At 50.0% G+C, this 23729-nt stretch carries 23 protein-coding genes; 11 read left to right on the forward strand and 12 right to left on the reverse strand.

The features are described 5' to 3' along the window. Positions 1-33: 33 nt before the first annotated feature. Complete coding sequence (locus tag H6G45_RS14780) at positions 34-531, forward strand: transcriptional repressor (protein WP_190599169.1); 498 nt, start codon at positions 34-36, stop codon at positions 529-531. Here H6G45_RS14780 and H6G45_RS14785 read toward each other — a convergent pair. Further along, positions 528-1751 (reverse strand): ABC transporter permease, encoded by a 1224-nt coding sequence (locus H6G45_RS14785; protein ID WP_190599170.1) that lies wholly within the window; start codon positions 1749-1751, stop codon positions 528-530. The genes H6G45_RS14780 and H6G45_RS14785 overlap by 4 nt on opposite strands. A 157-nt stretch (positions 1752-1908) precedes the next feature. On the opposite strand from H6G45_RS14785, the gene recA reads away from it, so the two are divergent. Continuing rightward, positions 1909-2973 (forward strand): recombinase RecA, encoded by a 1065-nt coding sequence (recA, locus tag H6G45_RS14790; RefSeq protein ID WP_190599171.1) that lies wholly within the window; start codon positions 1909-1911, stop codon positions 2971-2973. Positions 2974-2984: 11 nt separating this feature from the next. Here recA and H6G45_RS14795 read toward each other — a convergent pair whose 3' ends face one another. Then, positions 2985-4229 carry a cyclic nucleotide-binding domain-containing protein gene (locus H6G45_RS14795; RefSeq protein WP_242018185.1) on the reverse strand — a complete coding sequence of 415 codons (1245 nt, stop codon included), beginning with the start codon at positions 4227-4229 and terminating at the stop codon, positions 2985-2987. 123 nt (positions 4230-4352) lie between these two features. Beyond that, entirely contained in the window at positions 4353-5807 is a 1455-nt protein-coding gene (locus H6G45_RS14800) for a family 10 glycosylhydrolase (protein WP_190599172.1), read from the reverse strand. A gap of 372 nt (positions 5808-6179) precedes the next feature. Between H6G45_RS14800 and H6G45_RS14805 the strand changes: the two genes are divergently transcribed. After that, positions 6180-7553, forward strand: coding sequence for a cyclic 2,3-diphosphoglycerate synthase (locus H6G45_RS14805; RefSeq protein WP_190599173.1), 1374 nt, complete (start codon positions 6180-6182; stop codon positions 7551-7553). Then, complete coding sequence (locus tag H6G45_RS14810; RefSeq protein ID WP_190599174.1) at positions 7540-8460, forward strand: carbamate kinase; 921 nt, start codon at positions 7540-7542, stop codon at positions 8458-8460. The genes H6G45_RS14805 and H6G45_RS14810 overlap by 14 nt, the downstream gene beginning before the upstream one ends. 83 nt (positions 8461-8543) lie before the next feature. On the opposite strand, the gene H6G45_RS14815 is transcribed toward H6G45_RS14810, so the two are convergent. Then, complete coding sequence (locus H6G45_RS14815) at positions 8544-9611, reverse strand: ribonucleotide-diphosphate reductase subunit beta (protein WP_199309795.1); 1068 nt, start codon at positions 9609-9611, stop codon at positions 8544-8546. 224 nt (positions 9612-9835) lie between these two features. Here H6G45_RS14815 and H6G45_RS14820 point away from each other — a divergent pair, with 224 nt between their 5' ends. The 3 genes from H6G45_RS14820 to H6G45_RS14830 all read left to right on the forward strand — a co-directional run bounded on the left by H6G45_RS14820 (position 9836) and on the right by H6G45_RS14830 (position 12446). After that, the gene (locus tag H6G45_RS14820; RefSeq protein ID WP_190599175.1) at positions 9836-10651 is read left to right on the forward strand and encodes an ABC transporter permease; all 816 of its coding nucleotides are present in this window, start codon (positions 9836-9838) and stop codon (positions 10649-10651) included. A gap of 12 nt (positions 10652-10663) precedes the next feature. Continuing rightward, positions 10664-11428: an ABC transporter ATP-binding protein gene (locus H6G45_RS14825; protein ID WP_190599176.1), complete on the forward strand. Its 765-nt coding sequence runs from the start codon at positions 10664-10666 to the stop codon at positions 11426-11428. Positions 11429-11513: 85 nt separating this feature from the next. Next, entirely contained in the window at positions 11514-12446 is a 933-nt protein-coding gene (locus tag H6G45_RS14830) for an NAD-dependent epimerase/dehydratase (RefSeq protein ID WP_190599177.1), read from the forward strand. Positions 12447-12559: 113 nt separating this feature from the next. Here H6G45_RS14830 and H6G45_RS14835 read toward each other — a convergent pair whose 3' ends face one another. The 3 genes from H6G45_RS14835 to H6G45_RS14845 form a co-directional block, all read right to left on the reverse strand. After that, entirely contained in the window at positions 12560-13276 is a 717-nt protein-coding gene (locus H6G45_RS14835) for a DUF2993 domain-containing protein (protein WP_190599178.1), read from the reverse strand. A 194-nt stretch (positions 13277-13470) separates the two neighbouring features. Continuing rightward, positions 13471-14016 carry a cofactor assembly of complex C subunit B gene (locus H6G45_RS14840; protein WP_242018186.1) on the reverse strand — a complete coding sequence of 182 codons (546 nt, stop codon included), beginning with the start codon at positions 14014-14016 and terminating at the stop codon, positions 13471-13473. A gap of 38 nt (positions 14017-14054) precedes the next feature. Beyond that, on the reverse strand, positions 14055-14411 hold the full coding sequence (locus H6G45_RS14845; protein ID WP_223342397.1) for a hypothetical protein: 357 nt from the start codon (positions 14409-14411) through the stop codon (positions 14055-14057). Between the two features lie 240 nt (positions 14412-14651). Here H6G45_RS14845 and H6G45_RS14850 point away from each other — a divergent pair, with 240 nt between their 5' ends. Both H6G45_RS14850 and purK read left to right on the forward strand, forming a co-directional pair. Beyond that, positions 14652-15161, forward strand: a complete 510-nt coding sequence (locus tag H6G45_RS14850) for a pentapeptide repeat-containing protein (RefSeq protein WP_190599181.1) — start codon at positions 14652-14654, stop codon at positions 15159-15161. Between the two features lie 203 nt (positions 15162-15364). Next, positions 15365-16555, forward strand: a complete 1191-nt coding sequence (purK, locus tag H6G45_RS14855) for a 5-(carboxyamino)imidazole ribonucleotide synthase (RefSeq protein ID WP_190599182.1) — start codon at positions 15365-15367, stop codon at positions 16553-16555. A 22-nt stretch (positions 16556-16577) separates the two neighbouring features. On the opposite strand, the gene H6G45_RS14860 is transcribed toward purK, so the two are convergent. The 5 genes from H6G45_RS14860 to H6G45_RS14885 all read right to left on the reverse strand — a co-directional run bounded on the left by H6G45_RS14860 (position 16578) and on the right by H6G45_RS14885 (position 21939). Further along, the gene (locus H6G45_RS14860; RefSeq protein WP_190599183.1) at positions 16578-16910 is read right to left on the reverse strand and encodes a hypothetical protein; all 333 of its coding nucleotides are present in this window, start codon (positions 16908-16910) and stop codon (positions 16578-16580) included. A 141-nt stretch (positions 16911-17051) separates the two neighbouring features. Next, positions 17052-17816: an HAD family hydrolase gene (locus H6G45_RS14865; RefSeq protein WP_242018187.1), complete on the reverse strand. Its 765-nt coding sequence runs from the start codon at positions 17814-17816 to the stop codon at positions 17052-17054. Between the two features lie 127 nt (positions 17817-17943). After that, positions 17944-19146 (reverse strand): argininosuccinate synthase, encoded by a 1203-nt coding sequence (gene argG, locus H6G45_RS14870; protein ID WP_190599184.1) that lies wholly within the window; start codon positions 19144-19146, stop codon positions 17944-17946. A gap of 338 nt (positions 19147-19484) precedes the next feature. Next, positions 19485-20813 carry a carboxylesterase family protein gene (locus H6G45_RS14880; RefSeq protein WP_190599185.1) on the reverse strand — a complete coding sequence of 443 codons (1329 nt, stop codon included), beginning with the start codon at positions 20811-20813 and terminating at the stop codon, positions 19485-19487. Positions 20814-20928: 115 nt separating this feature from the next. Continuing rightward, positions 20929-21939, reverse strand: a complete 1011-nt coding sequence (locus H6G45_RS14885) for an NAD(P)-dependent alcohol dehydrogenase (protein WP_190599186.1) — start codon at positions 21937-21939, stop codon at positions 20929-20931. A 199-nt stretch (positions 21940-22138) separates the two neighbouring features. Between H6G45_RS14885 and H6G45_RS14890 the strand changes: the two genes are divergently transcribed. Continuing rightward, the gene (locus H6G45_RS14890; protein WP_190599187.1) at positions 22139-22654 is read left to right on the forward strand and encodes a DUF1269 domain-containing protein; all 516 of its coding nucleotides are present in this window, start codon (positions 22139-22141) and stop codon (positions 22652-22654) included. 234 nt (positions 22655-22888) lie between these two features. After that, positions 22889-23665 carry an ABC transporter permease gene (locus H6G45_RS14895; protein WP_190599188.1) on the forward strand — a complete coding sequence of 259 codons (777 nt, stop codon included), beginning with the start codon at positions 22889-22891 and terminating at the stop codon, positions 23663-23665. The last annotated feature ends 64 nt before the right edge of the window (positions 23666-23729 follow it).

A 23729-nucleotide genomic window follows, 5' to 3' on the forward strand; every position in this document is an offset into this window, starting at 1 on the left:
CGCCCAGACTGCTTCTAAGCGCCCCCATAGAACATGTCCTACACCGCCGATTCCCTCAAAGCCGAACTTAATGCCCGTGGCTGGCGACTGACTCCCCAGCGGGAAAAAATCCTCAATATTTTTCAAAATTTGCCAGAAGGGGAACACCTCAGTGCCGAAGAGTTACACCACCGTCTGGAAGAAGAAAAGGAAAAGATTAGCCTCTCCACAGTTTATCGCAGTGTTAAATTGATGTCCCGCATGGGCATTCTGCGGGAGTTGGAATTGGCGGAGGGGCATAAGCACTATGAGCTACAACAGGCTTCACCCCATCACCATCACCATGTGGTCTGTGTGCAATGTAACCGCACCATTGAATTTAAGAATGATTCCATCCTCAAGCAGAGTTTAAAGCAGTGCGAAAAAGAGGGCTTTCAGTTGATCGATTGTCAGTTAACTGTTACCACCATCTGTCCCGAAGCCATTCGCATGGGTTGGCCTTCCACTTTGCCCAGCAATTGGGCTTGCACCCGCAGTATTTCCCTAGCTTAAGCATTACGCAAGGCCACAATGGGGTCTAGTTTCGCGGCTTGACGGGCGGGAACCACACCAAAAAAGAGACCAATACTGCCGGAAATGGTCAGGGAAACAACTACGGCGGTGGGGGAAATAATCGTGATGAGGGGGGAAAGGGCTCCAACGATCACCACAATGCCCATGCCTAATACGACGCCAATTACTCCACCACTGGCGGAAACGATCACTGCTTCAATGAGAAACTGACTGAGGATGTCCTGTTCCCCGGCCCCGAGGGCTTTACGCAGACCAATTTCCTGGGTGCGTTCTGTCACGGACACCAACATAATATTCATCACGCCAATACCCCCGACAATCAGGGAAATACCGGCGATCGCCGCCAGAAGAATGGTCAGTCCCCCGGTGATAGTGTTGACAATATCTAGCATTTGCTTGGCAGAACTAACGCCAAAGTCATCTTCCCCGTTTTGGATATTGTGGCGCAGGCGCAAGAGGTTTTCCATTTGGAAAGTGGCCGCCCGCACCGAGTCACCATCCTGGGCTTTAACGTTGATCCAACTCAATTCGATGCCGTAGGGGGAAGTCCTACCCACCAGTTGGGCCACCATGGTATCCAGGGGAATAAAAATAAATTCATCTTGGTTACTGCCCAAAGAAGAACCCTTGGTTTCCATGACGCCAATGACTTCAAAGGTAATATTGTTGATGCGAATATTCTGACCGAGGGGGGTTTGGGTTTGATAAAGGCGATCGGCAATCTCACTACCGAGCACAGCCACCCGGCGATGGCGCTCCAGGTCCAGAGTGTTGAGAAAGCGGCCCTGGGCCACGGCAAAATTACGAATAGCAGGATATTCGGGGGTAGTGCCCACCACAGTGGCGTTGGTGTTGAGGCTCCGATGGGACACCAATAATCTACGGTTAATCTCCGGGGCCACCCCGGCCACACTGGGCACTTGGTCGGCGATCGCCTCGGCGTCACTCAAAACCAAGGTTTTCGGTAAATTGAAACTAGCTCGACGGTTACGTTGGGAACCGGGCAATACAAACAGCACATTGGGCCCCAAATCTTCCAACTGGGAAGTGGCCAACTCCTGGGCTCCCTGGCCAATGCCCAACATGGCCACCACGGACGCATTACCGATGACGATGCCCAACATGGTCAAACTACTGCGGAGTTTATTGGCCAGCAACATGCTAGTGGCCATTCTCAAACTTTCCCGAAATTCAATCACCGTTACCTCTGCTTGGGTTGCTTCCGCTAGTGCATCTAGTTTATTTTATCGATTTCTTCGATTTGACCGCCCCCAGCCCCAGGGGAAAGTTAAATTGAGTTAAAATTCTGTCCCGAGCATCTAAGATAGAATTTCCTTCTGCAATCCCCATACATCCATGGCCACTACCAACATTTCCGACCGTGAAAAAGCCCTCAACGCCGCCCTAGCCCAGATTGAGCGGAGCTTCGGTAAGGGGGCCATTATGCGCTTGGGGGATGCCACCCAAATGCGGGTTGAAACCATTTCCACCGGCGCCCTAACTTTGGATTTGGCCCTGGGGGGCGGTTTGCCCAAGGGTCGGATTGTGGAAATTTACGGCCCTGAAAGTTCCGGGAAAACAACATTGGCCCTCCATGCGGTGGCGGCCACCCAACAGGCAGGGGGAGTGGCGGCCTTTGTGGATGCGGAACATGCCCTCGACCCCGTTTATTCCAAAGCCCTGGGGGTGGACATTGATAACCTCTTGGTGGCCCAGCCCGATAATGGTGAGTCGGCCCTGGAAATTGTGGACCAGTTAGTGCGCTCCACTGCAGTGGATATCATTGTGGTGGACTCGGTGGCGGCCCTGGTACCCCGGGCGGAAATTGAAGGGGAAATGGGGGATACATCGGTGGGCTCCCAAGCTCGCTTGATGAGTAAGGCCATGCGGAAAATTGCTGGTAACATCGGGCGATCGGGCTGTTTAGTAATTTTCCTTAACCAGTTAAGGCAAAAAATTGGGGTCACCTACGGCAGCCCTGAAGTGACTACCGGAGGTAATGCGTTAAAATTCTACGCCTCTGTCCGTTTAGATATTCGCCGCATTCAAACCCTGAAAAAAGGCACCGAAGGGGAATACGGTATCCGGGCCAAGGTGAAAGTGGCCAAAAATAAAGTGGCTCCCCCCTTCCGCATTGCTGAGTTTGACATTATCTTCGGCCAGGGCATTTCCCGCATGGGTTGCACCATTGACCTAGCGGAAAAATGTGATGTCATTACCCGCAAAGGGGCTTGGTATAGCTACAACGGCGAAAACATCGCCCAGGGTCGGGATAATGCCATCAAATACCTGGAGGAAAATCCGGAAATCGCCGCCACCATCGACCAACAGGTACGGGAAAAATTGTCGTTAATTAATGCAGTTTTTCCGGTGGACACAGAGGATGGGGCGGAAGAACAGGGAGAAGAGGGAGATTTTTAAGCCAAGAAAACCTAAGAAATATGGGAAGCGGAAATCAAAAAGCCCGCTAGAAAACCAATAATGGTGGCATAGGCCACGGAACTGCCTCCCAATTCATAGGCTTCGGGCATCATGGTGCTGGCTAACATGGCTAAAATTCCTCCGCCGGCGATCGCCTGGGCCAGGGCCACCAGTAATAGGGTGCCACTCTGGCCGATGGAGTAGCCCACTATGGCAATGAGGCCACTGGCCACTACGGCTCCAAACCAGAGGGTTAAAATTCTGCGGTTAGAAATGCCGGCCTGTTTCATGCCAAAGGAACTGGAAAGGGCTTCGGGAAAATTAGAAATAAACACAGCAAACAAAAAGGCGCCGCCCCAGGGAGTGACATGGGTGTTCATGCCGATCACCATGGACTCCGGAATGTTATCGAATAGCGTGCCCACCAAAATGGCCATGGGAGCGGAACTTTGGGCCAATTTTGCCAACACCTGGCGATCGCCTTCTGCCAATGGCTCCAACACTGAAACCGTATCTGTGGGGGGGACAATTGCTTCAAAGTCCGTGGCCAACTGCAAACGACGGGCAAGCTTACGGCTCAGGGCCAGGGCCAGATGGGGAGACTGGCTGAGAATGTGGGCAAAGTTTTCCTTATCCAACTGGTACAGCTCCATGGGAGTGACGGCCACCACCGTAGCGGATCGGGGCTCCCCGGTAAGTAAAGACATTTCCCCAAAAATATCGCCGGATTTCAGCCGATTAACCCAGGTTGTCCCCTTATATACATCCGCTTCACCGCCACCGATCAAATAAAAATAATCCCCCTGGTCCCCTTCCCGACAGAGTGGTTCCCCCGGTTGGGCGTGGTGGGGAGTCAGTAGGGCCGCTAGCTGATGCTTTTCCTCCTCAGGCAAGGCGTTCATCACCTCACTATGGGCAAGGTAGTCCACCAGCTCATGGGATTCAAGAATTTGGTGTTCCACCACATAGCGACGACTGACGGCGGGTTTACGCAAAAAGCCCCCATGTTCATCAATGTATTTACTCAGACTAATAAATAAAACTCCCCCGAATAAAAATCCCCCCACCAAAACCACCACATTGGCACTACGGTAAACGGCACTGGCAATTTCCAAGGCGATCGCCGCCATCAAAGTACCACTACCAAAGGCCATCACCGCCGCTAGAAATTTTCGTCCCGGTTGCCAAGCCACAGCAATTAAGGCCCCTAGGGCCATGCTGGAAGCGCCCAAAATACCCTGAAAGAAAGCGGTCAAAGCAAGGTTTTCCACCGTTCTAAGCAAATTTATGGTTATCGGACTGAATCTTTCCCAGTTCCATTAACTGCTAGAGGGTGGGCTAGAGGCAAGGGCCATGGAGCATGGGCAGCCAGGCAAACTTTAATACCAATCTACGGGAATGGAGTCGTCCAAGACCGGTTCCGGTGCAAATCCTCCTGGTTCCTGTGATGCTGGGGTTGGTGGGGGTGGATTAGGAGCCACGGGGTTATTCGCCGGGGCTGGAGCGCCTGGCATTTGGACGGGGATGGGGATGCCCTGTAAAGGAGGGGCAGGGGTACCTTGGGACGTGGGTGGCGGATTGCTAGGGGGAACAGAAGGAACAGGGGTTGCCGGTGGGGGCGGGGCAATTCTAGCTAAACTGCGGGGGGCTGGGGAAGCAAATAGGCGACGAAAGGACTGAATGCGATAATCCTTTTCCTCCGGTGCAACGTCCCAGAGGGTTTGGTAATAGAAAAAAGAAGCCCCCATGCCCTGGGCCCGGGCCGCATACACTTTATCATTCACCAGGGGCATGGGAACCTGCTTAGTGGGCAATCCCGTCAGAATACCAACGGCAGTGGGAATTCGGGTTTTGGCTTCTCGAAACTCAGCCCGCTGGATTGGCTCGGTAAAAGTGGGTAGGGATGTGCGATAAACCTGAACTATTACTTCGTCAACAATCCCTTTGCGGATCCAATCTAACCAGTCTTGTAAAAAGGTGTTGTAAGCGAGATTATAGGTGGCGGGGGAAACGGATACGAGAATATTAGGTTTAGCAGCTTTAATGCGAGCATTTAACTGCACCATGAAAGCCGTAATTTTATCAGCTCGCCAGCGAATCCAGGCGGGATCTTTGGGGTTGCTTGGGGGAGTTTTTTTTGTTTCCTGTTGGTATAGGGAAATGGTGTAATTGTCGTAGCCAAATTCGTTGGGCAAGGCGGTGTGATCGTCGAACTGAACTCCGTCCAAATCGTATTTGTTGACTGCATCCATGACCAGTTGGGTGATAAAAGCCTGTACCTGGGGGTGGAAGGGATTCATCCACATTACTTCTCCAGCGGCACTCACCGACGTTTTGGTGCCATCTCGCTTTTGGGTAAACCACCAAGGATGGCGTTTAACTAGTTCCGACATGGGGGGAGCCTTAAAGCCAAATTCAAACCAGGGCAAAACCAACATGTTGCGGCGGTGGGCTTTGGCGATGATATCTGCTAGCACATCCTGACCCTGGTCTCCCCTGGGGCTAAAGGGCTGCAATCCTTCCCTTTTAGCAAATTCACTTTCGTAGAGCACATAGCCGGAGTTCCAGACTACGGGGTAGATGGTGTTGAAATTTAGATCCGCCAGGAGGTTAATGGATTCAGTAGTGCGATTCTCATCTAAAAATCTAACAGTGTCGTTATTAGTGATCCACACACCCCTAATTTCGGGAAAGGCGTTTTGGGCTTGGAGTTGGCCAAAGAGAGGAAAAGGGTGAACGATCGCCAAACTTACTAGCAGACCGAGGAGAAGATGGCGCCAAAATGGCTTCCTGTAATAGGGCAAAATCCCTTGAAAGATTGAGGCGATCGCCATGGTGCAATGGTGGGGGGAGTAAATTAAAAAAAGGTTGAGTAAAAGACAAAGTTAAAGTTGCCTTAAATTTGACCTATCCTAGCGGTTTTTCTGCGTCAAAATGGGCAATTTTTCGGCTGAACTAGGGTTAAGGAGATGTTTCCCAGGCAAAGTATTGTAACAAGGGTTCTGGGGATAATCCCGTTGGTGTTTATCATAAAAGGTAGAAAAGCAACCGGGGATCAATGCAGAGCAGGGATAAAAACGCGTTAAAACTGCCCGGTTAATCATATTTTGAGCTGGTGTCTGAGCTCGACAAGTTAATCAAACAAACGGACGTTGCCTTGGTGGGGAGTGGTGACGGCGTGGCTTATTGTCCGGAGGAAAGGGGCTATGGTTACGAATGCAATTACTGACAACCGTCGGCGGGTGGTGATTTTAGGAGCTGCGGGGCGGGATTTTCACAATTTCAATCAGGTCTATCGGGATGATTCCCAGTATGAAGTGGTGGCCTTCACCGCTACCCAGATTGCTGGCATTGCCGATCGCCGTTATCCGCCGGGTTTAGCGGGGGCACTGTACCCCCAGGGCATTCCCATCATTGAGGAAGGGGAGTTAGAACATTTTTGCCGGGAAAACCAAGTTGATCAGATTGTATTTGCCTATAGTGATGTGTCCCACCAAAAGGTAATGCATCTCGCCTCCCGGGCCTTGGCGATCGGAACGGATTTTGTCCTCCTGGGACCAGATCAAACCATGATTAAGGCTACAGTGCCGGTGATTGCGGTGTCGGCGGTGCGTACCGGCTGTGGCAAATCCCAGGTGAGTCGCTGGTTATCCCAACGGTTACGCCAACTGGGTTTAAGGGTTTGTGCAATTCGCCATCCCATGCCCTACGGCAATCTAGAAAAGCAGACAGTGCAACGGTTTGCCACCTTAGAAGATTTAGACCAGGCCCACTGCACAGTGGAAGAAAGGGAAGAATACGAGCCCCATATCTTAGCTGGCCATGTGGTCTATGCCGGGGTGGATTACGGCCTAATTGTGGAAAAAGCCTCTTTAGAAAGTGATGTCATTCTCTGGGACGGAGGTAACAACGATTTTCCCTTTGTGCGACCGGATTTACACATTGTGCTGGTGGACCCTCTCCGACCTGGAGATGAAAATTTATACCATCCAGGGGAAACGGCGCTCAGGATGGCCGATATTGTCTTGATCCCCAAAACCGATGTGGCTACGGCGGCCCACATTGCCCAGGTGCGGGACTCCATCGCCCAGTTAAACCCCAGTGCCAAAATCATCCAGGGGCGATCGCCGTTACGGTTAGAACCACCCTTGGATCTGCGGGGCAAACGGGTCATTGTGGTGGAAGACGGCCCCACTACCACCCACGGGGGCATGGGCTATGGTGCAGGCTACCAAGCAGTTAAGGACATTGAAAACATTACAATAGTTGACCCCAGACCCTACGCTGTGCCGGAAATAGCGGCAGTTTACGCTAAATTTCCCCATCTAAGCCAAATTTTGCCCGCCATGGGTTACTTTCCTGCCCAATTAAAGGCTTTGGCCGACACCCTCAATGCCGCTGCGGTGGATGTGGTGGTGTCCGGCACCCCCAGTGATCTGGGTCGGTTAATTGCATTGCATAAACCATTGGTGCGGGTTTTTTATGATTACGCCGAGGCAGAAGAACCAGGATTAGGCACTGCCGTGGATTTATTTTTAGCCCAACGGGGGCTAGGGGGCAAAGTCCATGACATCTCCTAACCCCAGACCCATTGTCATTGCTTTGGGTGGTAATGCCCTGTTGCAGAGGGGCCAACCTCCAGAAGTGGAAATTCAGAAAGCTAACATTCGCGTTGCGGCCCTGGCGATCGCCAAGGTGGTGCAGGAATATCCTGTAGTGGTCACCCATGGCAATGGCCCCCAGGTGGGTTTACTGGCCCTGCAGGGAGAATGTGAAAAATCCTGCAAGCCCTACCCTCTAGACGTTTTAGGGGCGGAAACCGAAGGCATGATTGGCTATCTCCTGGAACAGGAATTACGCAACCAACTCCCCGGTAGGGACATTGTTACCCTCTTGACCCAAATTGTGGTTGATCGCCAGGATCCAGCTTTTTTGCGCCCCAGCAAACCCATTGGCCCCATTTATGACCTCCCCCAGGCCCAACAGTTGGCCCAGGCAAGGGGGTGGGCGATCGCCGCTGACGGCGAAGGTTACCGCCGGGTGGTAGCTTCCCCGGAACCGCAACGCATCATTGAGCTAACCACCATTCAACTGCTAGTCAACAGTGGTGCCTTGGTAGTCTGTGCCGGGGGCGGGGGCATTCCCATTGTGGTAGATGAAGCCGGGGGCATGCAGGGGGTGGAAGCTGTGATCGACAAAGACTTGGCCGCCGCTCTGTTGGCCAAAAATCTCCAAGCGCAGGGGTTACTACTCCTCACCGATACCGATGGCGTGTATGAAAACTGGGGCACTAATTACGCCCACCGTTTCGAGCGAACCACCCCGAAAAATCTGCGCCGTTACCGTTTTGCGGAGGGCTCCATGGGACCAAAAGTGGAAGCGGCCTGTCGCTTTGTGGAAGGCACTGGGCAGTGGTGTGGCATTGGCCAGCTAGGGCAAGCCTGGGAAATCATCCACCGGCAGGGGGGCACAATGATCACCCCTTAAGCGCAGTTCTTGGTTTTCCACTTACTTTACTGACGGTCAATGGCAACATCAGAGAAATGAATGGCTAGGTTAGAGATCAACCCTTAAATTTCATCCCAACCAGCTACCCCAGAAGACATCACATAGCTAGTCACCGTTGCTTCAAAGAAGTTCGCCTTGGTGTGGGCTTCTTTTTTCGTATCGGAAAAACGCTCCAAGTGGGTGTAGGGACTTTTTCCATAGCGGGGTTCATTGTAAAGGGGATCCAAACCGATCGCCCGCAGACGACTGTTAGCAAGGTATTTGGTGTACTGTTCCGTACTAGATTCCGTAATGCCGAGGATATTGTTGCCGACAATGTGGTTAGTCCAACGACATTCAAACTCCACTGCCTTGTCAAACATTTCATAAATTTGATCTGTGGAGTGGGTGAAGACTTGCATCGCTTCGGGAATTAGCTTTTGGTAGAGACGCACGTGGCTCAACTCATCCCGGTTAATCATTTTAAAAATGTCGGCGGAACCGGGCATTAACATGCGGGAAGCCAGATTGTAAAAGTAAATGAAACCATTGTAGAAATATAATCCTTCCAACAAATAGTCCGCCATTAAGGCGACAAAGTAATTTTCCTGGGTGGGATGATCGACATATTTTTGGTAGAGCATGGCAATGTACTCGCACCGTTCTTTTAACACCCGGTCTGTGCGCCAAAATTCGTACACTGTATCCCGCTTTTCTGTGGGAATAATCGTCTCGATCATGTACTGGTAGCTCTGGTTGTGCATGCCCTCCTGGGAAATTTGCTCCGCCATACAAAGGCTAATTTCTGGAGCAGTAACGCTACTTTTCAAATGGGGAATGTTACAGGTTTGGACAGAATCTAGAAAGGTCAAATAAGACAAAATTCCGTCGAAAGCATACCGTTCTTCGTTGGTTAGGTTCCAGTAATCAGTAACATCCTGGGTAATATCTAAGCGCTGGGGAATCCAAAAGTTCTCTCTCATTTGCTGGTACAAACCCACTGCCCAGTTGTAGCGGACATCGTTTAATTGCATCAAATTGGTGGTGTTACCAAACCAAATGGTACGGTTCTCGACGGAATCGTTGCCAGTGGGGTTAAAAATGGGGGTCACAGGCATGGGCGCTGTGGGATTAACGGTGCTGACAACCATGGAATTTGGGCAGGGAGATTTGTGAACTGGCCTATTCTAACCTCGCTAGCAGATTTTTTCGAGCGCTTGAATTAATGGTGGTTTCAAAAATCAGCACACTGTTTTCCCATTGGTTCAGAGAAGCCTGGTTAGTTCACACGATCCAACTATCTCGACAAAGGCCACACAACTCTATACAATTCTTGTTTAGCTCGGCGCCGCCCCGCAATTTTTTAGAATTTTTTATGGCTCTTTCGCTACCGACAAGGGTGAACTGGTCCCCCATTCAGCGCTACTTAGAACTTTTACAGATATTAGTGGAGCGCAACCTGAAAGGCCGTTACCGGGGTTCCTTTTTAGGGGTTTACTGGTCATTGCTAAACCCCCTAATTATGACGGGGATTTATGCGGCCATTTTCGGCGCGGCCTTTGCCTCCTTTTATGGTTCCGCCCTGAACTATGTGCTGGCGGCCTTCACGGGGCTGTTGGTAATTAACTTTTTTTCCTCTTCCACCAGTCAAGCTCTGTCCAGTGTGGTGGCCAGTGGGGGGCTAATGAACAAGATTAAGCTGCCCATCAGTGTCTTTCCCCTGTCCATGATCATTGCCAACGTTTTCCAATTTGTGGTGGGGCCACTCCCCCTCTTGGCGATCGTGACTATTTATAAGTCTTGGGAGTCTGGCTGGTGGTTGGTCAATGCCCTTTGCCTCTTCTTTCCCCTCTTGGCCCTGAGCCTAGTGTGCACTGGGGTGGGCTTTTTTGTCAGTGCCCTTTATGTGTTTTTCCGAGATTTGCCCTACTTCTATGAGCTAGTTACCTTCATGCTCTGGATTGGCTCGCCTATTTTTTATCCATCGGAAATTGTGCCGGAACAAGTGCGTCGCTTTTTGGTCATCAACCCCCTGTTACCGATCATCGACAGTATTCGTCAAATTTCCCTGTCGGGGGATTTGCCTGAGTCTGGTTTGATCGTCCATGGACTATTAAATGGTTTAATCTTATTGGCCTTGGGTTGGTTCTGCTTTCGCTCCTGGCAAAAGAATTTCATGGATCTGTTGTAAAGCTAATTTTAGATGTCTGAAGTTATTCGTCTTGATAAGGTTTCTTTGTACCGTCGGACCCAGGAGGAGTTTTCCTACGACCTGAAGCGCACCGTACTATCTTTTATCGAAGGGAAATATCGTAAGCCTTCCCGTAAGCTGATCCTAGACAATATAGATTTTACGGTGGTGACGGGGGAAAAAATTGGCATAATTGGCTCCAATGGTTCGGGGAAGTCTACCCTGCTCAAGGTAATTTGCGGCATTTTGGAACCCTCCGCTGGCAGTCTAAGGGTAAGGGGAGAAATAGCCCCCTTAATTGAGTTGGGAGCTGGCTTTGACCCGGATTTATGTGTGCGGGATAACATCATTCTCTACGGCGTCATGCTGGGATTTTCCCGCCAGGAAATGTTGGACAGGGTAGATTCCATCCTTGATTTTGCTGAGTTGCAGACCCTGGGTGATATGCCGGTGAAGTCCCTTTCTTCGGGGATGTCGGCCCGGTTGGGCTTTGCCATTGCCACCGATGTGGAACCGGATATTCTAATTTTGGATGAAGTCCTGTCGGTGGGGGATGAGAGTTTTAAGCATAAGTCCCAGGCCCGCATGGATAAGCTCTGGGGGCATAACACCACTATTCTGGTAGTTTCCCATAGCCTGAGTTTTATCCAAGATGCCTGTCCTACTACCATTTGGCTAGACCGGGGGGTGGTGCGTTACATGGGCAAAACCTCCGAGGCGATCGGTCAATACCTGGAGGAGGTCAAACGCCACGATGCCCTCACTATTCCCCAATAATTCTGGCAAGTTGCCCCTTTTTTGCTTTACTGGGAACGGATATTTTTTGCTCAACAATAGTTAAAGAGAACATGGAGGAGTGATTATGAAAATTTTGATTACCGGTGGCGGTGGCTACATTGGTTCTGTCCTAACCCCCACTTTGTTGGCGGCGGGTTACGAGGTAACCGTGATAGACAACTTCATGTTCCAGCAAAATAGCTTGGCGGAATGCTGTCAGTATGAAACCTTTAACGTTATCCGGGGGGATTGCCGCAAGGAAGACCTAATTAAAGAACAGCTCAAAACCGCCGATGTAATCATTCCCCTAGCGGCCTTAGTGGGGGCTCCCCTATGCAGTCGCGATCAAATTGGCACTAAAACCACTAACCAGACGGCAGTGGAAATGATCTGCCAACTCGCCAGCCCTCAACAGCGGATTTTGATGCCAGTTACCAACAGTGGCTACGGCATTGGGGAAAAGGGTAAATTTTGTACCGAAGAAAGTCCCCTGCGACCAATTTCCCTCTATGGGGTAACTAAGGTGGAAGCGGAAAAAGCGGTGTTAGCCCGGGATAACGGCATGACTTTTCGCCTGGCTACGGTATTTGGTATGGCTCCCCGGATGCGGGTGGATTTGTTGGTCAATGACTTTGTGTACCGCGCCTTTTACGACCGGGCAGTGGTTATTTTTGAAGGTCATTTCAAGCGCAATTATATTCATATCCGGGATGTGGCTAAGGTGTTTCTCCATGGCTTGGAAAACTTTGAATCCATGAAGGGTAAGCCCTATAACGTTGGTTTGGAAGATGCTAATTTGTCTAAACTGGAACTTTGTGACGAAATTCGTAAATATCTGCCCAATTTTGTTTATCTAGAAGCTCCCATCGGAGAGGATCCAGATAAGCGGGATTACATTGTTTCCAACCAGAGGATTTTGAGCACTGGCTTTACTCCTGACTGGTCTTTGGGACGGGGTATTCAAGAGTTAATTAAAGGTTATACCATCTTGAGAAACAGCGTTTATTCCAACGTGTAAAAAGTGTTTGAACGCCCCCCTGACCTTCCAAGTTGGGGGGAACTGGATACAAATCATCAACTGTTGGGGAATTTAGGGGGTAGATAACAACTTTATCAACGTGATGCCAAGGTTCAAGGGCGGATTAACACCCGACCAAGGCAGAAAAGCTCGCCATTGTTTAGATCGAGGGATTCAAGGTCCACATCTTCCCCTAAATCAACAGTCAAACGCTCTAAGTTTCGGTTGGCGATCGCCGGTAGTCCTAGTAGGGTAATGTCTTCGAGATGTAGGGTTTTGGGACTGGCCAATTGGAGACGGGCCTGCACTAAAAGATCATGGCTTTGACCCTGGGGGTCTTGTACTTCACCCTTGAGCTGAAAAGATTGATTCTCCAAGGCGATCGCCTGCCAAAGGAAAGTGTAATTTTCTAACTGGCCCTGGGGATCTGCCACCCCCTGTTCCGCTAACAAAGCCACCAACAATTCCCCAAAAGCACCGGCCAGTAAGGTGGATGTTAGGGATGCCTGGAGATGGCTTTGGGAGATTTGTAACTCTCCACTGACCCGAATTGGTTCCAATAATTTGAGGGGCTTCCCCTTGATTACTTGACCAATGTTAATGCGGATATTTTCCCCCCGGAGTAACACCTTTCCTAGTTGTAGGCCTTGGTAAATGGCCCTATCACTGCTGAGGGCAACCCTGGGTACATAACCCCGCAAAATTTGTCGGTCTTTGCCGTCAATTTCCAACTCCAAACTCTCCACCGTTTCCACCTGGGAACGGAGCCAAAGCCTCAGGGCAGGGGCTAAAATTTTACCAATCAAATTACTGTCAACGGCTAAGCCCATGGGTTTGAAATTTAGTTGTTATCAAGCAAAGTTAACGGAACAAAAATTGAAAAATAAATAAGTTAGTCTGGGCAAATTCCCCAAAAATACAGCAAATCTTGCATCAGCTTAATCAGCACAAAACAGGCGTAATCCCTATGCTTTAAAAGTTTTACCGCACTACTTTAGATACTGTAACCGCTGTATCACTCATATTAATGGGAACTTCCTCCTTGCCAATCTAGGGGAAATTGGGCCTGTAATTCCCGCAACTCATCCCGATGGGCGGTAATGGTCAAAGGATATTGCCCTGGATGGGAGGGTTGATCCGGGTCCCCCAATTCCAACGTAATCGCTTCTACCCTGGCCGCTTTTTGCCAGTAAAAAGTTCCCGCTAGGGGAGCTAACCAGAGTAGGAAGAAAAAGAGAAAACCCCGTTGGGGCCAAAATACGGCTAACACCAAAGCGAGGCAGAGTAGTCCTAGGGCCGCCAACAAACTCAAAAACACCGCTAAAAATGGACTAGCCTGTACATTCCCCTCAAAGGCGATCGCCTGTTGGACTGGGTCAATGTTCGTAATGCGGTAGGCCCGGTTATTGAAATAGGTTTTAATCTCATCCAATATGCCCGCCTCGGGATTATCGATCCAAGCCCGGATTTTCTGGGTTCGATCTTTAACCGAAGAACGGATGAAAAACACCAAGCCAATCAGGGAAAAAATGGTAAAAAATAGGGTGGAGCCGAGAACGGGTAAATCCATAATATCCATAACAAAATTGTGGCAACTCTTCTCGTTAATTAGAAGATATCTAAATCAATGGCCGCAGATCCACCGCTTTTTAATTGTTTGAGTAAACTATCCAATTGTCGCCACACCAACGCCGCGATAAAAATGGTAATGGGCAAGGAAATGGCGTAGGAAATCCAACCATTACCCAGAAAAATTTGCACTCCAGAAGCTAAAAATACACAAACTCCCACACAAATACCAATAAAAGGCAGTTGTAAATCTAGGTCTGCCAACGTACTGGCGGGGGTATTTAGCCAAAGCTTCACTTTCTGTTTCAAGGTGGCTTCAAAGGCCGCGCCACAGGAAATCCCAACAAAAAGCCCTACCGCAATTAAAAAATAGGGAGGCTGGGGCAAATAGTACATATTCAATAAAAGAGGATAAAAGACATCCCTGATCATAGCAAGGTCAGACTTAATTTACCGGCACTAATTTTTAGGTACATTGGTTACCGCCCCGGTGAATCAACAAATTCTTGTCGCCAAAGAAATGGCCAGAATATAATCCCTATCTGCCGTTGGGGGTATGCCCGCGCCTTGATTGCTGATAATCTAGTTGGTGTCTACATCTCACCGCCGCCCTGAATTCAGGTTATCGCTTCCCCAATGCTGAAAGTGTTTCGTCAGTCCCTCCTTGTTGTGCTCACCGTGGCCTGTTTGATCTGGTCTGCCCCGGCGATCGCCGCTAGTTCTTCTTCCGTGACCGGGGGAGCTTCAGCTTTTGAAAATATCGTGTTGGCGGAAACGGATTTTCGGGACCAAGACCTGCTCACCGCCCAGTTCACCAATGTGGACTTGACCAGCAGTATTTTTGAAGCTATGGATTTGCGGGGCTCCGTGTTTAATGGTGCTAACCTCACCGATGCCAACCTCAAAGGGGCGGATCTGACCAATGGTTTGGCCTATTTGACCAGTTTCAATGGGGCTAATTTGGAGAACGCCATCTTAGCAGAGGCAATTATGCTCCGGACTTCCTTTAAAAATGCCAAAATCCAGGGTGCTGACTTTACCCTTGCGGTGTTGGATTCAGAACAGGTAGCAGCCCTATGTGAAGTGGCTGATGGGGTTAACCCCAAAACCGGCAACAGCACCAGGGAATCCCTTGGTTGTTCCTAAAAAAACATAAAACCATCGGGTTAAATCAAACTTGTCAAAAGGATAGAGTCTGTTGGGAAAATCCTGCCCAGTCCCCAGTTAGGGAGCGCCATGATTGTTCAAGGTTTCCCCATTTGTCGGAGCTTGTCAGGGAAAGCGTGGGGGGTGGATTAAGTAGACATAAATATTGCAAAGTAAACTCTTAGGCGACAGTAGATAGTTCGATGGAAAAACAATTAACCACAGTGGGGGTAGTTGGTGGTGGGCAGTTGGCCTGGATGATTGCCCAGGAAGCCCCCCGATTAGGGCTCAAATTGGCAGTGCAAACCCCGGAGGAAACCGATCCGGCAGTGGCATTGGCTGACAAGGTGGTGTTGGCGGCGATCGCCGATGGAGACGGTACCAAGGCGTTGGCTGAGCACTGTGGGGTAATCACCTTTGAAAATGAATTTGTCGATTTGCCCAGCTTGGAAAAGTTAGCTGAACAAGGAGTTACTTTTTATCCCCAGCTCGATTCCCTCGCTCCTTTGTTGGATAAATGGGAACAACGCCATTTTTTGCAAAACCTCGGTGTACCTGTGCCGGACTTTTGGGCTCTGGAATCATTGCCTTCCCAGTTGCCCGCTTTTCCTTGGGTGTTAAAGGCCCGTCGCCACGGCTATGACGGCCAAGGAACCCAAATTATTAATTCCCCGGCGGATCTACCAGATTTGAGTCAAGCCCACCCTGGTAGTTGGATGGTGGAAAGTTTTGTGCCCTACGAAAGGGAATTGGCCGTCATTGGGGCCCGCAATGCCAAGGGAGAAATGGAAATTTACCCAGTGGTGGAAACCCGCCAAATTGAACAGGTCTGCCGTTGGGTGGTGGCCCCCGCCGCCATTGATGCCGCCATTGCTGCCACGGCCCAGGATTACTGCCGCCGCATTCTCAACTATTTGGACTACGTCGGCATCCTGGCGATCGAATTTTTTCTGTTACCGGAATCGAGCCAAACCAATACCCCGGCGCAACGGTTACTAATCAACGAATTAGCTCCCCGCACCCACAATTCTGGCCACTTCAGTTTAGACGCCTGCCACACTTCCCAATTTGCTTTGCAACTGCAAGCGGTGACTGGACAAACATTGGGGTCATCGGCTTTGCATTGCGGCCAAGCGGTGATGGTGAATTTATTGGGCTACGAAGTGTCAGCAGGGGATTATCAACCACAATTGGCTGAAATTGCCGCTCTGCCCCATAGCCATGTGCACTGGTACGGCAAAGGGGAATGTCGCCCCGGTCGCAAGCTGGGCCATGTAACTTTGTTAAATCCTAATGTTGCATCAAAACCTTCCACCACCTGGGCTAAAGCTTTGGTGAAACAAGTGGAAGATATTTGGTACCCCACCGCTACCCATAACACTGTGGTGAATTAATCAACCTCAGGAACGTTGACAGTTAAAAACTACCAATACCGAGGCGGAGTTGAGAGCTTTCCAATAATTGTTCTTGCTCTATGTCCGTCAGTTGCCCATCCAATTGGTCTGAACGAATTTCATAGGGGTTGTAGTCTGCTTCTGCATCGATATCCCCCTCTCCCCCGACGCCCCCCAGCCAGAGGGCACTATCCTTGGGCAAAATACCGGCCAAATCCGCCGCACTGCCTTCCGATTGGGGCAAGGGATTAAGACTTTCTTCTGTCATCATTTGGGCTTGAACCGGCAACGCAGAACCAAAGGCGATCGCCGTTAGCCCGAGGGCTATAGTAATTTTTCGTCTGACGCTAATCATATTTTGCTCCTAAGATTTCAACTCGGTGCTTTGGTGTTATTAATTTCCACTCCTCAATGGGGCCTTAGTCAGTCCCTAGCATTCAGTATGGACGATTTGCCAACTGGATTTCCAGTGGTTGGCACAAAACTTATTCAACCCCTATTCAACCCCGTGGTGTTGGTAAAACAAATTCACTGCTTCGGCTAAATTGTTCACAATAAAATCCGGCTGATAGCGTTCCAATTGTTCTCGGTTGCGAATGCCAGACAAAACGGCGATCGCCGGCATATTGCCCTGCTGGGCCGCCAAAATATCTGCTTCGGTATCCCCCACCATCCACACACTATCCGCCGGGGGTAATTCGGCCAGGGCCCGTTCCATCAATAGGGGTTTATCGTTAGTATCGCCGGTTTTCACATAACCATCCGCTAAACAATAACGGCGATCGATGGGGAAAAAATGGTTAAAGTGATTGCGGTCTAGGGCTTCCTGCAGTTCACTTTCTCGCCGCATGGTCATCAGCACTAGATCAATGCCTCGGTCTTTGATGCCCTGTAAAATCTCCTCCACTCCGGCCAGAGGCTGGTCATAGGGCAAGTAGGGCTGGCTATGGACGGTGCGATTGCGGATGGCGACAAATTCTTCCGTTTGCTCCGGGGTCAAACCAGAATCAAGGCCAATCTGCGTCTTGGGCACCTTGCTCCGTTTCCTTTGCCAAAATTCCGCTTTGCTCAGTATGTTCAGATTTTGCCCAGGCAATTTAACTTGCTCCAGACAGTATTGATAAACCTGATAATACCGCTCAGAAACATCCATAATCGGGCCATCACAGTCGGTAATCAGTCTCAGCATGGGGAAGAAAGGAAAAGTAACAGTCCAAATTTTAACCGTAATTCGTTCCACCGTCCCGAGCTTATACACCATATTACCCAGAGCAAAAACCCCGATGCTCCAAGGTTCATATCCCTGGCGATCGGGGTCTAACTAGTTGGTAATTGTTCAAATAACTAGAATTTCCAAGTAATCGAGGAAAAACTAGGATAGTGGGGAATTAACCCCGCATTTTCTGGGCCCAAACTTTGGTGGGTAAGCCCCAAATGTAGATGAAGCCTTCCGCCGCTTTATGGTCAAATTGGTCTTCCATGCCGTAGGTGGCCAATTCCGCATCATAGATGGAGTAATCAGATTTACGGCCGGCAACATTGGCATTGCCCTTAAAGAATTTCACCCGCACCATGCCCGTAACCCGTTCTTGGGTTTTGACGATAAAAGCATCCAAAGCTTCCTTGAGGGGGCTGTACCATAATCCCCGGTAAATCAACTGACTATAAATTTCTTCGACGGTATTTTTATAGTGGGTGACGTCGGCGGTTTGAGTCAAACTTTCCAGATCCCGGTGGGCATCGATTAACACCAATAGGGCAGGAGCTTCGTAAATCTCCCGGGATTTAATCCCCACCACCCGGTTCTCCACCATATCCAACCGTCCTACCCCATGGTTACCGGCAATTTCATTCAGCCGTTCCACTAGAACAACAGGGTCAAGTATCACCCCATTTAAACTGACGGGAATGCCCTTTTCAAAACCGATATCCACATATTCCGGCTCGTTCGGTGTATCGGCGATCGCCTTGGTCATCAGATAAATTTCTTCCGTCGGTTCCGTCATGGGGTCTTCCAGGGGACCAGCTTCGATACTACGGCCGAGGATATTACGGTCAATGCTGTAGGGGGAAGACTTTTTCACGGGGGATTCCACGCCATACTTCTCTCCGTAGGCGATGGTTTCTTCCCGGCTCATTTTCCATTCCCGGGCCGGTGCCAACACCTTCAAATTGGGGTTGAGGGCCATAATGCTGATGTCGAACCGCACTTGGTCATTGCCTTTGCCAGTGCAGCCATGGGCCACCGCATCGGCACCGTATTTTTCCGCCGCTTCCACCAACATTTTGGCAATGAGGGGGCGGGCCAAGGCTGTGGAGAGGGGATAACGGTTTTCGTAGAGGGCATTGGCCTGGATGGAGCGGAAGGCATAGTCTTGAACAAATTCTTCCTTCCCGTCAATAACCAAGGATTCCACTGCACCACAGCGGAGAGCTTTTTCCTGAATCGGTCCCAGTTCATCCCCCTGGCCCAAATCCGCCGCGAGGGTAATAACTTCCTCTACTCCCCATTCTTGCATTAAATAGGGAATACAAACCGATGTATCCACCCCACCGGAATAGGCGAGAACGACTTTTTTGGCGCGACCCATACTGCTTTTACCTGAAGAACTGATTCAATGTGCCATTCTAGCAGTAATGTCTTGGTCAAAATTGTTTGTTTTAACACCGCCGAGATCCTTGCCCTCGGCTATCCGCAAGGGGTTTTGCCTAGCTGGTTGAATCTTGACCGCCGGCAAATGTCAGGCTTTCCAGATAGAGCGTATCAAAGCTGAGATCGACTCCGTTCGGCCATTCCACCGAACCAGAGACAATTCTTGCAGAGCTAAACAGAGAAATATTTTTGAGTTGGCTCGGCTGAAAATGCCATTGTTAAGCTAACTGTTTCAAACCCAACTATGGATTAAGTCAGCAAAAGTAGCGGGGACGTTCACCGGTCACCCAAATTGAGAATGTTTTCCCCATCTTTGTTGTATGGAGGCCATGTCGTTGTACCAATTGGATCCGGACAACCACTGCGCGCAAAAGTTGTCCAATAACGCATCATGCAATCTGACAAGGCAAAATCTTCCTCTTCATAACCGAGGCGGGCATCGAGATTTCCAAATATGTAAGGCACTTCGACTCCGTGATAAGCACCAAAGCGCGACGCTAGATCTGTTTTGGGAACTCGTGAAAAACGATAGCAATAAGTCGGGGCCGTCATCAATGCCGCCATTCGACGGGTTGGCTCGACAGCAATGCGGAATGCTAGTTCTTCCGCCTCTGGACTGCCAGGGGCAGTGTGAGTAAAGCGGGTTCCCTCATCCCCGTTGTAGCCAAGGATGCTCGGCACGGGTGCCCCTTTCACCGCCGCAAAAATCAAACCAGGATCTTCCGGCAGAAACCAACCATCAACCACAGGACAAAACAACATCTTGCCCTTATTAGCCGCCAATAAATCCACGTCTGAGTGCTGACGCAATTCATTGATTACTTTCCCCGGCGTTGTGCAACCCAGTGAAGCGGCGAACTTGGAGGCATTAGCCGCAGCGCATCCTGGATCTGTGCTCGCCTGAGGTAAACCGTGGGGGATTGTAAACCAGGTTCCGCTCTGCATAATCGTGTGGGAGAAAAGTTCCCTGGATAGCGGGCTGGCAAGGTGGCAAGAAATACTGATGCCCCCGGCTGATTCACCAAACAGGGTCACACATCCAGGGTCCCCGCCGAAGGCGGCAATGTTCTCCCTAACCCACTGCAGCGCACAAAGCTGATCGAGTAGGCCATAGTTGCCCGAAGATCCATGGGGAGATTCCTCGGCCAGTTCTGGATGGGAGAGAAAACCAAAGGGGCCCAGACGATAATTCACTGTCACGACCACTACACCGTATTTAGCCAAGTTCGCTCCATCAAACTCGGCTGCTGATCCGCTCCCAACTACAAAAGCCCCTCCATGAAACCAGACCATGACGGGCAGTTTCGCCGAATCTCCAGGAGCAGGGGTCCAAACATTGAGGTAAAGACAATCTTCGTTTGGTGCGCGTTGACGTTCCGTGATAACCGGAATCGTATCCAGGTATTGCGTGCAGGGATTGCCAAAGGAAGTTGCCGAACGGGAACTATCCCAGCTAACGCCAGCCACAGGAGGCTTCCATCGTAATGCCCCCACCGGCGGGACGGCATAGGGAATTCCCAGAAATGAGCCAAGCCCCTCAGAAACCGTCCCAATCAAGCGTCCTCCAGACACCTGAATTTCCAATGTGGTAAAGCCTGTTTTCATTTCTAGAGTTAACCTAGTCAACCTGCATGGATTTCTGGCATCTTAACTTTAAATATGGCAAGCAGGCTTAGGCTGAAAAAGTTGGGACTAACGATCGCCGTTAACCCTAGAAAATTTAGTTAGAGCCATGGCTGAGCACCACTCGATAATGGGCTTTGCCGTTTTCTAGATGGGCGATCGCCTCGTTAATCTGGTCAAAACTGAATTGCTCCACTACGGGCTTAATGTTATGACGCACAGCAAAATCCAACATAGTGGCAATGGTGGCGGGACTACCCACGGGGGAAGCGGCGATGGAGCGTTGCCCCATTAAAAGAGGGAAAAGGTTCAGCTCCAAAGGCTCCAACACGACCCCAACAAAATGGAAATGGCCCTGGGGCGCAAGGGTAGTGATGTATAAATTCCAGTCCAGCTTCAGGTTCACCGTGGAAATGATGTAGTCAAATTTGCCTTCCACACTGGCGATCGCCTCCGGATCGGTGGAATCAAGTATATGGTGAGCCCCCAACTCCAAAGCTTCCGTTTGTTTCCTGGCACTGGAGGTAAAAGCGGTCACTTCACAGCCCCAGGCCCGGAGAAATTGCACCGCCAAATGGCCCAAGCCACCAATGCCGATCACTGCCACTTTCGCAGTGGGTTTTAAACCCAACTCCACCATGGGGCTAAACACTGTGATGCCACCACAAAAAAGCGGCCCCGCACTGGCTAGGTCAATATCTTTGGGTAATTTCACCACACTGACCCCCTTGGCCCGCACCCGATCGCCAAAGCCACCGTAATGACCCACAATGGTGGATTCCGCCGTGGCACAAAGATTGTGATCACCCGATAAACAACTATGGCAAGTCATGCAATAGCCCGCATGCCAACCCAGCCCCACCAGATCTCCCACCTGCACATGGTTCACCCCTTCCCCAATGGCGGCCACAGTACCCACCACTTCATGGCCCGGTACGAGGGGATAACTGGAAATGCCCCATTCGTTATTGATCATGGACAAATCACTGTGGCAAACTCCACAATATTGCACCTCAATCTCCACCTCGTTAGCCCCCAAAGCGCCGGGATCATATTCAAAGGGCTGGAGTTTTCCGTTGGCTTCCAGGGCGGCGTAGGCTTTAATCATGGGCGATAAGTCTTTTGGTACTGTCAAAACTAGGTTCGATGGGGTGGCGGAGAACTTAATTTACCCCCGGGTCCCCCAAATTGTAATTGATTCTTCAATGATGGGCTAGTTATGTATTGGCGGTTACCCCAACTTTCAAACTCGAACACAACTGCTACCATGGAGCCTAGTAATCACCAATTATTTTCAGTAAGATTTTATGAGCGACTTAATTGTTATCGGCTACGACGATGAATACAAGGCAGAAGAAGTACGCCTTGCCCTGGCCAAGCTACAAGTAGAGCATTTGATCGAAATGGAAGATGCCGCCGTTGTGGTCAAAGACGAAAAGGGCAAAATAAAGCTCAAACAAGCCATTAATCTCACCAGTTCCGGCGCCGTTAGTGGCGGTTTTTGGGGTTTATTGATCGGCGTTTTATTTTTCAATCCTCTTTTAGGAGCAGCAGTAGGGGCGGCCAGTGGAGCCTTGGCCGGTGCTCTCAGTGACATTGGTGTGGATGATAATTTCATGCGGGAACTAGGAGAAACCATGTCCCCCGGTAGTTCTGCCCTATTTGTTCTGGTCAGAAAAGTGACCCCCGACAAGGTATTGGCTGATGTGAGCAAATACGGCGGTAAAGTGCTGAGAACTTCTTTGTCCCAGGATGAAGAGTCCCAACTGCAAGCAGTGCTCGATCGCCATGGTTTATTGGACGGCGTTCCGGCGGCCGAATAGTCATCGGTAGCTAAATGGACTATTCCCCTGGCCCTGATAATTAATTCCAGGTAATAAATAAATTGGAATTTCGCGGGGATTCAGGTTGCCCAACAGCTCGATTTTGACCAATCTTGCTAAAAATTTCATAGTCATATTTTCTTAATTCCCCATTTTGGCCGGCCTTGGTGGGGAATTTAATTTTGCTTAAAATTGTGTGGGATCATTATTGGAAATTGCGTTGCTGAGAAAATTATGATCAACATTTTTAGGATTTGGGCGATCGCCGCCAATGGTTTTCGAGAGGTTATCCGGGACCGGATTCTTTATGTGATCGGCTTTTTTGCCATTTTGATGGCCCTGGCCCTGCGTATACTGCCAGAAATTTCCGTCGGAGCGGACGGTAAAATTTTCCTCGACCTGGGTTTAGCGGCCACTTCCCTGTTGGGGGCGATCGTGGCAATTTTTGTCGGTACGGGCCTAATCAATAAAGAAATCGAGAAACGGACCGTGTTGGTGCTTATTCCCAAGCCCCTCAGCCGCAGTGAACTTATTATCGGCAAACATTTGGGATTATCGGGGGTGCTGGCTGCCATGTTGGTGATTATGACCAGCATTTACTTGGCCATGTTGGCCTGGGCCAAAATTCCTTTTTCTCCCACGGCCATCGTCATTTCCCAGGGTTTTCTCTTACTAGAATTGGCTGTCCTCACGGCGATCGCCATTTTATTTGGAGTATTTACCAGTTCCATTTTGGCCACCCTGCTCAGTTTTGGGGTGTACTTTATGGGGCATATCAGCCGGGATTTGCTCAAGTTGGGGGAAATTACCAAAAATACCAACATCGAAACCCTGACTAAATATCTTTACCTGGTGCTGCCCAATCTGGAAAGATTTAATCTCAAAAATGAGGCAGTGTACGGAATTTTGCCCACCAGCGGCGAACTTTGGGCCAACTTACTCTACGGCATTCTCTACATCACCTTGATGCTCACCCTAGCAAATTTGATTTTTACCCGCAGACAGTTTTAGGTGTTTTACATTTGAGAGTGTCAAGTGGGCAATGATATGAGATCATGAGCAACTTTGGCTAATG

Origin of the sequence: Synechocystis sp. FACHB-383 (assembly GCF_014698605.1) — a bacterium.
Classification (GTDB): domain Bacteria; phylum Cyanobacteriota; class Cyanobacteriia; order Cyanobacteriales; family Microcystaceae; genus Synechocystis; species Synechocystis salina.

Coding starts and splice junctions, on each gene's coding strand:
- H6G45_RS14780 (WP_190599169.1), top strand. CDS start 34: ATGTCCTACACCGCCGATTCCCTCAAAGCCGAACTTAATGCCCGTGGC.
- recA (WP_190599171.1), top strand. CDS start 1,909: ATGGCCACTACCAACATTTCCGACCGTGAAAAAGCCCTCAACGCCGCC.
- H6G45_RS14800 (WP_190599172.1), bottom strand. CDS start 5,807: ATGGCGATCGCCTCAATCTTTCAAGGGATTTTGCCCTATTACAGGAAG.
- H6G45_RS14805 (WP_190599173.1), top strand. CDS start 6,180: ATGGTTACGAATGCAATTACTGACAACCGTCGGCGGGTGGTGATTTTA.
- H6G45_RS14810 (WP_190599174.1), top strand. CDS start 7,540: ATGACATCTCCTAACCCCAGACCCATTGTCATTGCTTTGGGTGGTAAT.
- H6G45_RS14815 (WP_199309795.1), bottom strand. CDS start 9,611: ATGGTTGTCAGCACCGTTAATCCCACAGCGCCCATGCCTGTGACCCCC.
- H6G45_RS14820 (WP_190599175.1), top strand. CDS start 9,836: ATGGCTCTTTCGCTACCGACAAGGGTGAACTGGTCCCCCATTCAGCGC.
- H6G45_RS14825 (WP_190599176.1), top strand. CDS start 10,664: ATGTCTGAAGTTATTCGTCTTGATAAGGTTTCTTTGTACCGTCGGACC.
- H6G45_RS14830 (WP_190599177.1), top strand. CDS start 11,514: ATGAAAATTTTGATTACCGGTGGCGGTGGCTACATTGGTTCTGTCCTA.
- H6G45_RS14835 (WP_190599178.1), bottom strand. CDS start 13,276: ATGGGCTTAGCCGTTGACAGTAATTTGATTGGTAAAATTTTAGCCCCT.
- H6G45_RS14840 (WP_242018186.1), bottom strand. CDS start 14,016: ATGGATTTACCCGTTCTCGGCTCCACCCTATTTTTTACCATTTTTTCC.
- H6G45_RS14845 (WP_223342397.1), bottom strand. CDS start 14,411: ATGTACTATTTGCCCCAGCCTCCCTATTTTTTAATTGCGGTAGGGCTT.
- H6G45_RS14850 (WP_190599181.1), top strand. CDS start 14,652: ATGCTGAAAGTGTTTCGTCAGTCCCTCCTTGTTGTGCTCACCGTGGCC.
- purK (WP_190599182.1), top strand. CDS start 15,365: ATGGAAAAACAATTAACCACAGTGGGGGTAGTTGGTGGTGGGCAGTTG.
- H6G45_RS14860 (WP_190599183.1), bottom strand. CDS start 16,910: ATGATTAGCGTCAGACGAAAAATTACTATAGCCCTCGGGCTAACGGCG.
- H6G45_RS14865 (WP_242018187.1), bottom strand. CDS start 17,816: ATGGTGTATAAGCTCGGGACGGTGGAACGAATTACGGTTAAAATTTGG.
- argG (WP_190599184.1), bottom strand. CDS start 19,146: ATGGGTCGCGCCAAAAAAGTCGTTCTCGCCTATTCCGGTGGGGTGGAT.
- H6G45_RS14880 (WP_190599185.1), bottom strand. CDS start 20,813: ATGAAAACAGGCTTTACCACATTGGAAATTCAGGTGTCTGGAGGACGC.
- H6G45_RS14885 (WP_190599186.1), bottom strand. CDS start 21,939: ATGATTAAAGCCTACGCCGCCCTGGAAGCCAACGGAAAACTCCAGCCC.
- H6G45_RS14890 (WP_190599187.1), top strand. CDS start 22,139: ATGAGCGACTTAATTGTTATCGGCTACGACGATGAATACAAGGCAGAA.
- H6G45_RS14895 (WP_190599188.1), top strand. CDS start 22,889: ATGATCAACATTTTTAGGATTTGGGCGATCGCCGCCAATGGTTTTCGA.